An 11,405-nucleotide genomic window follows, 5' to 3' on the forward strand; every position below is an offset into this window, starting at 1 on the left:
GCTCAGCGATCTATGGGCAGACCGCTGGGCACCCGGTCGGGAATGCCCAGACGACCGCCGAGCGCAACAGGGTCTTCAAGAGCGGTCAGAAAGGCCAACAGCGCGTCCAGTTCGGATGTGGTCAGGGACACCGGTAGCAAAGTGGCCCGTGCCGCAATCTCGGCACTGGCCGCCAGATCGTCGAGGATGCGCCAATCCGAAGCCCCGGGCAGATCGGGCAGCACCGCCTGCGACCGGTCATAGCCCGCGATGGCGGTCGCCGGGTCAAGATGCGCCGACAGGAAGGCCCGCAAATCCGAAAAGGCCCCGGCGTGCCCCCAAGGCCCTGTGCGGGTGACGTTGCGCAGGCTGGGCGTGCGGAAGGCATACAAGGCATCCGCATCACCCGTCACCCGGAAGCGGCCTTCGTCGCGGGCATGGTCTTCAAACCGCGCCGCCTTGCCGGGGCCAAGCTGCGGCTGGCCCATGGCGTGAAACCCGTGGTCGGTCAGCAGCGGGCCGGTGTGGCAGGTGCCGCACCCGGCCTTGCCATAGAACAGCGCCAGGCCGTCGGCGGCCGCGCCCTGAAACGGGGCCGCGCCGCGCAGATGGGCGTCGAAGGGGCTGGTGTCGCTACGCCACTCGAAGGCCATGAACTCGGCCACCGCGTTCGAGATGTCGGCAAACGCAATGCCCCGCGACACGGTCTCGGGATAGGCGTCGGCAAAGCCCGTTTCATAGGCGGGAAGGGCCGCCACGCGGGCGGCGATCAGGTCCCAGGCGCCGCCCGGTCCGGTGATGAGCCCCTGCCGCACCGCGCGGCTGACTTCGTTCTCGGAATAATGCCCGGCCATCTCGTCTGGACTGAGTACCGGAAACATGGTCTGCGCCGACAGGATGCCCGAAAACCCGGTGACCATCTCGTCCTCAAGCGGCGTGCGAAAGCCGGCCTTGCGGGTCGGGTCGACCTCGATCCGGCCATCGTGGAACAGGACCGTGATTTCGCGCGCGCCCATGTTGAACAGCGCCGGCGCGTTGCGCGGGATACGTTGCTCGGGCGGGTTGGCGGGATCGACGCGCCGGTCGGGGCCAAGCCCCTGCCCGCCCTCGCCCAGCGACAGGCTGACCCCGTCGCCGGTGGCGAACTTCGGATGGTGACAGGTGGCACAAGAAATGTTGCGGTTGCCCGACAGGATCGGATCGTAGAACAGCAGCCGCCCAACCTCGACGGCGGCCCGGTTCACCGGCAGATAATCGGCGTCGGACAGCGGCGTGGGCAGCGGATCGGCAGCGGCGGCTCCGACCCCGAGGATCAGCGCCAGCACCGGACGTCCGCCGCCCCACTTCCGCTGCAAGGGGCTCACATCAAGGCTTCGAACAGCGCGCGGGTGTTTTCCGCCGTCATCTCGACCGGATTGCCGCCGACCGAAGGGTCGCGCAGGGCATCCGCAGTCAGCCGGTCCAGATCGGGGTCGGTGACGCCCAGGGCGGTCAGTGTCGCAGGAATGCCGAGCGTTGCATTCAGATCGGCGACGAACGCCATGAACCCGTCATAGCCGCCGTCGATGCCCAGATAGGCGGCGGCGCGGCTGATAACCTCTTCCGTGGCGGGGCGGTTGAACTTCAGCACCTCGACCATGCAGACCGCGTTGGTGGTGCCGTGATGGGTGTGGTGGTGTGCGCCGATGGGGTGGCTCAGCGCATGGATCGCGCCCAGACCCTTTTGGAAGGCCGTGGCCCCGATCGCGGCCGCCGACATCATATGCGCGCGCGCCTCTAGGTCGGCGCCTTCGGCATAGGCGCGCGGCAGATATTCCTTGACCAGCCGCATCCCTTCCAATGCCATGCCCTGCGACATCGGGTGATAGTGCGGCGAGCAATAGGCCTCCAGACAATGGGCGAAGGCGTCCATGCCGGTCCCGGCGGTGATCGCGGGCGGCATGCCGACAGTCAGTTCCGGGTCGCAGATTACCTGAACCGGCAGCATTTTCGGGTGGAAGATGATCTTCTTCTCGGCGGCCTCTTCATTGGTGATGACGCCGGCGCGCCCCACTTCCGACCCGGTCCCGGCGGTGGTGGGCACCGCCACCACGGGCGCGATGGCCGCGGCATCGGCGCGAGTCCACCAGTCGCCGATATCCTCGAAATCCCACAAGGGGCGGGTCTGTCCGGCCTGGAAGGCCACGACCTTGCCCAGATCCAGCCCCGAGCCGCCACCAAAGGCGATCACCCCGTCATGGCCCCCGGCCCTGTAGGCGGCGACCCCGGCCTCGACATTGGCGCCGGTGGGGTTGGGATCCACGTCCGAGAACATGGCGCGGCCCAGACCGGCGGCCTCCATCAGGTCAAGGGTCCGGGTGGCGATCTCCAGCCCCGCCAGCCCCTTGTCGGTGACCAGCAGCGGGCGCGAGATGCCAGCAACAGCACAGGCCTCGGCGATCTCGGAGATCCGTCCGGCGCCGAAACGGATGGCAGTGGGGTAGGACCAGTTGGCAACCGGGCTCATGGCTCAGCCTTTCCTGAAGTGGATGGATTTCGGACGGGTCAGGGCGTGGAAGCCCAGTACCGACAGGCCGGCGCCGTGGCCGGTGTCCTTGCAGCCGGTCCAGCACAGCGCCGGGTCAAGATAGTCGCAGCGGTTCATGAAGACCGTGCCGGACTGCAACCGGTCGGCGATGCCGCCCGCAGCCTCGGCATCACCGGTATAGATCGCCGCCGTCAGCCCGTACTGGCAGTCGTTCATCAGCGCGATCGCCTCGTCATCATTGGCCACCGGCATGATGCCGACAACGGGTCCGAAGCTTTCCTCGCGCATGATCTCCATGTCGTGGGTCACACCGGTCAGGATCTGCGGCGACAGGTAGGCGCCGCCATCGTCGCCATCCAAGGGGTCCAAATGGGTCGTGGCGCCTGCGGCCACCGCATCGGCGATCTGGGCACGCACGGTGGCCGCGAAACGGGCGTGGGCCATCGGGCCGATGGTGTTCTCGGGATCCAGCGGGTTGCCCAGCTTGTGGGATTTCACCAGCGCGGTGCATTTCTCGACGAAAGCGTCGAACAGGCTTTCATGCACATAAATCCGTTCGATCCCGCAGCAACACTGGCCCGAGTTGAACATCGCCCCGTCCATCAGCCCCTCGACAGCCGCATCCAGATCGGCATCGGCCCGGACATAGCCCGGATCCTTGCCGCCCAATTCAGTGCCCACCGGGGTGAATGTGCCTGCCGCCGCCCGCTCCATCGCGCGGCCGCCGCCGACCGAGCCTGTGAAGTTCACGAAATCGAAGGCCCGCGCGGCGATCAGGCCGCTGGTGGTGTCATGATCCAGCACGACATTGACGAACACATCCTCGGGCACCCCCGCCGCATGGAAGGCTTCGGCCAGATGTTCGCCCACCAGCAGCGTTTGCGTCGCGTGCTTCAGCACCACCACGTTGCCCGCCATCAGCGCCGGCGCAATGGTGTTGATCGCGGTCATGTAGGGATAGTTCCACGGCGCCACCACCAGCACCACGCCATGCGGTTCGCGCACGATCTTGCGGGTGAAGGCGGCGCTGTCCTCGATCACCATGGGCGCCAGCGTGCTGTCGGCGATGGAGGCCATGTATTTCGCCCGTTCCTCGAAGCCGCCGAATTCACCTCCATAGCGGATTGGCCGGCCCATCTGGCGCGCCAGTTCGTCGGCCATGCGGTCGGTCTGGGTGCCGATGATCTCCACGGCCTTCAGCACCAGCGCCACACGCTCGGCCAGCGGGCGGGCCGCCCAGGCGGGTTGCGCCGCACGGGCACGCGCCACCGTGGCGGCAGCGGCGTCGGGGGCAAGGGCGGGACGGCGCACCAGCACGGTGCCGTCGATGGGGGAAATACACTCCAGAGTGGTCACGGAGGATCCTTTTCATATGTCGCCGGAAAGCCCGGCCCTTCAACTGCAATTGCGTTCGGAAAAGGCCGCCCCGCCCTTGGCGTAGGAGACGTTTTCCAAATCGTTACATCCAAGCCCGCCAGCCGGTCCAGTCCCGCTGCATTGCGCAGACGCGACGGAACGTCCGGGCCCTGGGATTGTGCCTCACAACGCGGGTTTCACGCACGCTCGAACCCGCGCGCGATCTCCCAATCGGTGACGGCGGCATCGAAGGCTTCCTGCTCGACCTCGGCGCAGCGGGTGTAATGCGCCACCACATCTGTCCCAAGCGCGGCTTTCAGCATGGCCGAGCCGCGCAGCGTCTCGATCGCGGCGCGCAGGGTCTGCGGAATCTCGGGAGCCTCCTTGGCATCATAGACATCGCCGGCGGTCTCGGACGGCAACGGCAGGTTCTCCTCGATCCCCGCCAGACCAGCGGCCAGCAGTGCGGCCTGCGCCAGATAGGGGTTCAGGTCCGATCCGCCGATCCGACACTCGACGCGCACCGCCGGGGTGCCATCGCCGCAGACCCGGAAGCCCGCGGTGCGGTTGTCTACCGACCAGGCCGCCTTGGTCGGCGCGAAGGTGCCTTTCATGAACCGCTTGTAGCTGTTGACATAGGGCGCCAGGAAGAAGGTCAGATCGGCGGCGTATTTCAATTGCCCGGCCATGAAGGACTGCATCGTTGCCGACATGCCATGCGGGCCGTCGGGATCGCGGAACACCGGGGTATCGCCCTTCCACAGCGACTGATGCAGATGCGAGGACGATCCGACCTTGTCAGCCCGCCATTTCGGCAGGAAGGTCACGGCGCGGCCCGCCTGCCAGGCGATTTCCTTCACCGCGTGCTTGGCGATGGTGTGGTGGTCGGCACAGGACAGGGCGTCGGCATAGCGGATGTTCAACTCCTCCTGCCCGGTCTCGGCCTCTCCCTTGGTGTTTTCCACCGGGATGCCTGCCGCGAACAGGTGGTTGCGGATCGGCCGCATCACGTCCTCTTCCTTGGTGGTCTGCAGGATGTGGTAATCTTGGTTGTAGCCCGAGAACGGCTTCAGGTCGCGAAAGCCCCCCTTGCGGATCTCGTCGAACCCCTTCTCGAACAGGAAGAATTCCAGCTCCGAAGCCATCATCGGGGTCAGCCCCATCGCCTCGGCGCGGGCCACCTGGGCCTTCAGGATGGCGCGCGGGTCGTGGGAGACAGGCTTGTGCGTATGATGATCCAGCACATCGCACAGCACCATTGCCGTGCCTTCCAGCCAGGGCACGGGCCGCAGGGTACTCAGATCAGGCTGCATCACATAGTCGCCATAGCCCTGCGCCCAGCTGGTGGCGGCATAGCCGTCCGGCGTCGCCATCTCCTGATCCGTGGCCAGCAGATAGTTGCAGCAATGGGTTTCCTTGTGGCCGTGTTCGATGAAATTCGCGGCATGGAAGCGCTTGCCCATGAGCCGGCCCTGCATGTCGGTGAAGCAGACCAGAACGGTGTCGATATCGCCCTCGGCGACAGCGGTTTCCAGCGCGTGAAAGGTCAGGGGCGAGGGCATTGCGGCACTCCGGTGTTGCGGCGGCGCACGGCCGCCAGAGGCGATAGGGACAGGTCAGTCGGGGGCCGCCGCGTCACGGGGCGGCCGCCAGCGCGACAGGCAGCGCCACGGCCAGGGCCGCGGCCAGCGTGTCGGCCATGGCGGCGCATTGCGCCGGGGTTCGCAGCAGGTCGTTGCGCACTTCGATCATCACGTTCAGCCGCTCCTGTGGCAGGGCGTGAACCTCCAGCGTGTGAAGGACTCCGTCGGAAGGACCGTAGGGGGCGTTCAGCGCCGATTGCAAGCCCGAGACGTCGCGCACCGCCGACAGCATCGCGCGGGCCAGCCGATCATCGGGGCCATGCAGGAACCCAAGCTCTACCGCACGCGGTGTGCCGTGATAGACCGGGGTGAAACTGTGGACCGTCACCAGAACCGGCGGCACCGGGTGCGCTGCAAGAACTTCGGCCAGCAGGGCGTGGAACGGGGCGTGAACCTCGGTCTCACGCTGGCGGCGCGCCTCGGCCGTCAGATCGCGGTTGCCCGGCACCTCGATCACTTCCGAACGCGCCGGGATCGCATCGGGCGCGCCCACTGGCCGGTTGCAATCATGTACCAGTCGCGACACCCGCGACAGGACCAGTGGCGCGTCCAGACGCTGCGACAGGGCCAGCGACAGATCTTGCGCACCGATGTCCCAGGCCGCGTGCGAGGTCCTGTCCGCCGGTGCCAGCCCCAAGCCGTTCAGGCTGGCCGGAATGGCGTTGGACGCATGTTCGCAGGCCAGAACCACGGCGCTTCGGCCCTCGGGCCGGTGCAGCGCACAGGCCGGGCTTTCGGCGCCGGACAACAGCGGATTGCATTCGGGATTTTCCATTGATCGGAAACGTTACAGAAAATATTTTTCTGTCAAGAATATTTCGTAGACCCCGATCCAGCGCGCCGATAAATTCTCGCCATGCACAACACCCAGACTTCCCAACCCACCGTCAAGGACATCCTGCGGGCACGCCATGCCACGCTGACACTGGCGGAACGCCAGGTGGTCAGCGTCCTGTTGCAGGACTACCCGGTGGCGGGGCTGCAATCGATCACCGAACTGGCGGACACGGCCAAGGTTTCCTCGCCGACGGTGGTGCGGCTAGCCCGGAAGCTGGGATTCGACGGGTTCACTGGCCTGCAGGACGCATTGCGCCACGAGATCTCTGAACAGATCCGCAAACCCGCCTCCAAACTGGACCGCGCCCAGCAGGATCATGACGACAGCCACACCCTGTTCCGCTTTGCCGAAACCGCGGTGCGCAACCTGCAAGGCACGCTGGACCGGATCGACTTCGAGGAGTTCGACACCGTCGCAACCCTTCTCACCGACACCAGCCGCCCGATCTATCTGGAAGGCGGTCGCATCACCAGGTCGGTGGCCGATCATCTGTACAATCACCTGCAGATCATCCGACCCGGCGTCACCCCGCTCGGGCGCGTGCCGGCGGTCTGGCCGCAATACCTGCTGGACATGGACGCGCGCGCCATCCTGATCCTCTTCGACATCCGCCGGTACGAAAGCGACCTGTCGAAACTGGCCCGCCTTGGCCGCGAAAGCGGCGCGACCTTGGTGCTCTTCACCGACCAGTGGAATTCGCCCATCGCCCGCCACGCCGACCATGTCTTCAGCACCATGGTCGAGGCGCCTTCGGGCTGGGATTCCACCCTGTCGCTGCAACTGCTGGTCGAGGCGCTGGTGGCGCAGGTTCAAACCCTGCTGCCCAATCAGGGCCGCGACCGCATCGAGCGGCTGGAAGGCATGTTCACCGAGACCCGCCTGTTCCGCGACTTCAACTAGGCGTCCAACCGCCACGGCTTGAAGCCCCGTCCCGTTCTTTTTCTTGTCCAAAATACTCCGGGGTGAATGGGCCGCAGGCCCAGAGGGGCAGCACCCCTAACCGGCCCAGGGCGCGGGCCGCTTGTCCAGAAACGCCGCAATCCCCGCCGCGGCCTCAGCCGTTTCCCAGGTGTCGGCCAGCGCTTCGATGCTGGTGTCGATCGCCACCGCATCGATGGGCGGCCCAAGCCGGCGCAACAGGGATTTCGCAGCCCCCACGGCCCCCATCGCGGTTTTCAGATAGGGCGCGATCTCGGCTTCCACCGCTTCAGGCATCGCATCCGCCGCGACCACCCGCGCCACAAGGCCAAGGTCGCGCGCCTCTCCGGCCCCGAAAATCCGGGCCGACATGAACACGCGCCGCGCCATGCCCTCGCCCAGCCGCGCGGCGACATAGGGGCCGATTGTGGCGGGGATCAGGCCCAGCCGGGTTTCGGTCAGGCCAAACGCCGTGTCCGGGTCGGCCAGCACCACATCGCAGACGCAGGCCAGCCCGACACCGCCGCCGAAGGCGCCGCCATGCAACTGCCCGATCAGGGGCTTGGGCATGTCGTTCAAGGCCTTCAGCATTCCGGCCAGTTTGCGCGCCTCGGACATCCGGCCGACACGGTCAGACTCGATCTGCGCTTTCATCCAGCCCAGATCGGCCCCGGCACAGAAGTGACTGCCGGCCCCGCGCAGCACCACAACGCGGGTCGTGCGATCCTGCCGCATCGCCTCGGCGAAAACCGTCAGTTCCGCGATCATCTGCGGGGACAGGGCGTTGCGCTTGTCAGCGCGGTCCAGGGTCAGGGTGGTGACACCGCGGGCGTCGGACTGGATGTCCAGCGTATCATAATTCATCAGGGATCTCCGCGCAGGGATGTGGCGAAGGCGGCGCATTTGGCCAGCTTCACGGGGTCTATTCCGGTGGCATGTCCGCGCTTGTGCAACAGGCCGACCACGGCTTCGGTGGCCACATTGCCCCGCGCGCCCGGCGCATAGGGACAGCCACCCAATCCCCCCACCGCCGCATCGAACACCCGCAGCCCGTGGTCGAGGCTGACCTCGATATTGGCCAGCGCCCGTCCCTTGGTGTCGTGGAAATGTCCCGCAAGATGCCGGGCCGGTACGGCCCCGGTCACCGCCCGCAGCATGGCGTCCACACTGTCCGGCACGCCCGCGCCAATGGTGTCGCCCAGCGAGATCTCGTAGCACCCCATGTCGCGCAGCGCCCCGGCCACATGCGCCACCTGCGCCGGAGCGGTCGGCCCGTCGAACGGGCAATCGGTCACGCAGGAGACATAGCCGCGCACCGGCACCCCTTCGGCGCGGGCCGCTTCCAGCACCGGGGCAAAGCGTTCAAGGCTCTCGGCGATGGTGCAGTTGATGTTGGCCCGGCTGAACCCTTCCGAGGCCGAGGTAAAGACCGCGACCTCATTGGCGCGGGCCGCCAGCGCGCCCTGAAAGCCCTTCAGGTTCGGGGTCAGTGCCGCGTAGGAGACACCGGCGCGGCGGGTGATCCCGGCCAGAACCTGCGCCGCATCGGCCATCTGCGGCACCCATTTCGGCGAAACGAAACTGGTCACCTCGATCTTGCGCAACCCGCAGTCCGACAGCAGGTCCACCAGCGCGATCTTGTCGGCGGTGGCGATGCGGGCCGGTTCGTTCTGCAACCCGTCGCGCGGGCCCATCTCGAAGAGTGTGACCGGATCAGCCATCGCCCGGCTCCAGCACCAGCAGCACGGCCCCATCGGTGACCTGATCGCCCTCGGCCACCAGAACCTCCTGCACGGTGCCGTCGCGCGGGGCGGTCAGCGTGTGTTCCATCTTCATCGCCTCCAGCACGAACAGCGCGTCGCCCTGCGTCACCGCCGCGCCCGGCTTGGCCGCCACCAGTTTCACAAGCCCCGGCATCGGGGCGGAAATCAGGTCACCGCCCGCCTCGGTATCCTCGATGTCGGCCAGGCTGTCGGGCAGGCCGAAGGCATAGGCCTGACCGTCATGGAACAGCGTCAGCCGGCTGCCGTTGCGCACAAGATCCAGCAGGCTGGCATGGCCGTCGGTCTGCACCGCCAGCCGTCCATCCGGGCGGCGCGCGACCTGCAAGGCCTGCCCGCCATCGCCCAGATTGACCCGGAACCGCCCGCCGCCAAGGGCGCGCACCTGCGCGGCAATCTCCTGCCCGCCGTGTTCCAGCGTGACGTAGAGCTTGGCATCGCTCCAGTGTCGCCAGCCCGACAGGCGGTCCCAGGGATCCGGGCCGCTGCGATCTTCCAGCAGACCCAGAGCGGCCAGCGCGGCGACCGAGGCCACATGCGGTGCCGGATCGGGCTGAGCCACCAGTGCTGCCTGATCCCGCGCGATCAACCCGGTTTCCACGTCGCCCGCGACGAAAGACGGGTTGCGGGTCAGCGCGGTCAGGAAGGCCAGGTTGGTGGTGGTGCCCGTCACCTGCGTGTCCATCAGCGCCGCGCGCAACTGGCCGATGGCCGCACCGCGCGTGGGCGCATGGACGATGACCTTGGCGATCATCGGATCGTACCACGGCGAGATCTCGTCACCCTGCCGCACGCCGCTGTCGATGCGCAGGGCACCGGGGCCAAAGCGCGCGCCCTCGGGAAACCGCAGGTGATCCAGCGTGCCGGTCGCGGGCAGAAACCCCTTGGCGGGGTCTTCGGCGTAAAGCCGCGCCTCCATCGCCCAGCCGTTGATCTTCAGATCGGCCTGGGTCACGGGCAGGGTCTCTCCGGCGGCGACGCGCAACTGCAACTCGACGAAATCAAGGCCGGTGATCGCTTCGGAGACCGGGTGTTCCACCTGCAGGCGGGTGTTCATCTCCATGAACCAGAAGCCGTCGGCGCGCAGCCCCGTCGATCCATCGGCAATGAATTCCACCGTGCCCGCGCCCTTATAGCCGATGGCCCGGGCGGCCTCGACGGCGGCGCGGCCCATGGCGGCGCGCACCTCTTGGGGCATGCCGGGGGCCGGGGCTTCCTCGATCACCTTCTGGTGGCGGCGTTGCAGCGAGCAGTCACGTTCAAACAGATGCACCACGTTGCCATGGCCATCTGCAAAGACCTGAATTTCGACGTGGCGCGGGTGGGTGATGTATTTCTCGATCAGCACGCCGGGATCGCCGAAACTGGCCTGCCCTTCGCGCTGCGCCCCGGCCAGCGCCTCGGCGAACCCTGCAGGCCGTTCGACCAGCCGCATCCCCTTGCCGCCGCCGCCCGCCCGCGCCTTGATCAGCACCGGATAGCCGATCTTGTCGGCCTGCTTGGCCAGAAACTGCGGATCCTGTTCAGCCCCGTGATAGCCCGGCACCACCGGCACGCCCGCGGCCTCCATCGCCGCCTTGGCGGCATCCTTCAGGCCCATGGCGCGGATGGCATCCGCAGGCGGGCCGATGAAGGTCAGCCCGGCAGCCTCGACTGCTTCCACGAAGCGGGGGTTCTCGGACAGGAAGCCATAGCCGGGATGGATCGCCTCGGCGCCGGTGCGCCTTGCGGCTTCAAGGATCCGGTCGGCGCGCAGATAGCTGTCGGCGGCGGCGGCCGGGCCGATGTGCACCGCTTCGTCGGCCAGTTCCACATGGGCAGCATTGGCATCTGCGTCGGAATAAACAGCCACGGTGCGCACCCCCAGCCGCCGTGCGGTGGTGATGACACGCGCCGCGATTTCGCCGCGGTTGGCGATCAGGATCTTGGTGAACATCGCTCAACTCTCCCCGGATTGCAGGTCTTCGACCAGCCTGAACCGCTCGCACACAAGCATCATGTCGGCGGCATATCCGCCGTTGCGCGTGAAGTATTCGCGGTGATCGGTGGCCCAGCCCTCGCGGGTGTCGTTTTCCCCTTCGGCCAGCGCGAAAGCTTCGGGCACGTTGCAAAAACGCGTGACCTTGACCGAGATGGTTTCGATGACCAGCGCCGGGGTGCCGTCCCAGGTCAGCGCGATGTCGCGCCGCCCGGCCTCGGGCATCGCCTCGCCCCCCGGACCGAAGTCGCGCAGGGCCCCGCAAGTTGCTGTCTTGCGTCCTGAGCGTACCAGCTCCAGAAGCTGCGCCGACAGTTCGGGACTGTCCCCGAAGCTGAAGGTCTCGGCCCCCGGATAGCGCTGTTTCACCTCAATCAATGTCATC

Annotated in this window: 10 protein-coding genes; 1 reads left to right on the forward strand and 9 read right to left on the reverse strand. The window is 67.1% G+C overall.

Annotation, left to right across the window (positions count from 1 at the left end; all coding sequences use genetic code 11):
- Nucleotides 1-2: 2 nt before the first annotated feature.
- From AB0T83_RS08445 to AB0T83_RS08465, 5 genes are all read right to left on the reverse strand, one after another.
- Entirely contained in the window at nucleotides 3-1,334 is a 1,332-nt protein-coding gene (locus AB0T83_RS08445; protein ID WP_366192666.1) for a cytochrome-c peroxidase, read from the reverse strand.
- A gap of 5 nt (nucleotides 1,335-1,339) precedes the next feature.
- Nucleotides 1,340-2,485, reverse strand: coding sequence for an iron-containing alcohol dehydrogenase (locus tag AB0T83_RS08450; RefSeq protein ID WP_366192590.1), 1,146 nt, complete (start codon nucleotides 2,483-2,485; stop codon nucleotides 1,340-1,342).
- Between the two features lie 3 nt (nucleotides 2,486-2,488).
- The gene (locus AB0T83_RS08455; RefSeq protein ID WP_366192591.1) at nucleotides 2,489-3,862 is read right to left on the reverse strand and encodes an aldehyde dehydrogenase family protein; all 1,374 of its coding nucleotides are present in this window, start codon (nucleotides 3,860-3,862) and stop codon (nucleotides 2,489-2,491) included.
- A 197-nt stretch (nucleotides 3,863-4,059) separates the two neighbouring features.
- Nucleotides 4,060-5,424: a glutamine synthetase family protein gene (locus tag AB0T83_RS08460; protein ID WP_366192592.1), complete on the reverse strand. Its 1,365-nt coding sequence runs from the start codon at nucleotides 5,422-5,424 to the stop codon at nucleotides 4,060-4,062.
- A 73-nt stretch (nucleotides 5,425-5,497) separates the two neighbouring features.
- Entirely contained in the window at nucleotides 5,498-6,280 is a 783-nt protein-coding gene (locus AB0T83_RS08465; RefSeq protein ID WP_366192593.1) for an N-formylglutamate amidohydrolase, read from the reverse strand.
- Nucleotides 6,281-6,361: 81 nt separating this feature from the next.
- On the opposite strand from AB0T83_RS08465, the gene AB0T83_RS08470 reads away from it, so the two are divergent.
- The gene (locus AB0T83_RS08470; RefSeq protein WP_366192594.1) at nucleotides 6,362-7,243 is read left to right on the forward strand and encodes a MurR/RpiR family transcriptional regulator; all 882 of its coding nucleotides are present in this window, start codon (nucleotides 6,362-6,364) and stop codon (nucleotides 7,241-7,243) included.
- A 96-nt stretch (nucleotides 7,244-7,339) separates the two neighbouring features.
- Here AB0T83_RS08470 and AB0T83_RS08475 read toward each other — a convergent pair whose 3' ends face one another.
- Genes AB0T83_RS08475 through AB0T83_RS08490 form a run of 4 tightly spaced genes read right to left on the reverse strand, consistent with a single transcriptional unit; the run spans nucleotide 7,340 to nucleotide 11,404 of the window.
- The gene (locus tag AB0T83_RS08475; protein ID WP_366192595.1) at nucleotides 7,340-8,125 is read right to left on the reverse strand and encodes a crotonase/enoyl-CoA hydratase family protein; all 786 of its coding nucleotides are present in this window, start codon (nucleotides 8,123-8,125) and stop codon (nucleotides 7,340-7,342) included.
- Entirely contained in the window at nucleotides 8,125-8,982 is an 858-nt protein-coding gene (locus AB0T83_RS08480) for a hydroxymethylglutaryl-CoA lyase (protein ID WP_366192596.1), read from the reverse strand. Before AB0T83_RS08480 ends, AB0T83_RS08475 begins: the two co-directional genes overlap by 1 nt.
- Nucleotides 8,975-10,978 carry an acetyl/propionyl/methylcrotonyl-CoA carboxylase subunit alpha gene (locus tag AB0T83_RS08485; RefSeq protein WP_366192597.1) on the reverse strand — a complete coding sequence of 668 codons (2,004 nt, stop codon included), beginning with the start codon at nucleotides 10,976-10,978 and terminating at the stop codon, nucleotides 8,975-8,977. Before AB0T83_RS08485 ends, AB0T83_RS08480 begins: the two co-directional genes overlap by 8 nt.
- Before the next feature lie 3 nt (nucleotides 10,979-10,981).
- On the reverse strand, nucleotides 10,982-11,404 hold the full coding sequence (locus tag AB0T83_RS08490) for an ASCH domain-containing protein (protein ID WP_366192598.1): 423 nt from the start codon (nucleotides 11,402-11,404) through the stop codon (nucleotides 10,982-10,984).
- Nucleotide 11,405 lies beyond the last annotated feature (1 nt).

It is taken from the genome of Meridianimarinicoccus marinus (genome assembly GCF_040689105.1).
Classification (GTDB): Bacteria; Pseudomonadota; Alphaproteobacteria; order Rhodobacterales; family Rhodobacteraceae; genus Meridianimarinicoccus; species Meridianimarinicoccus marinus.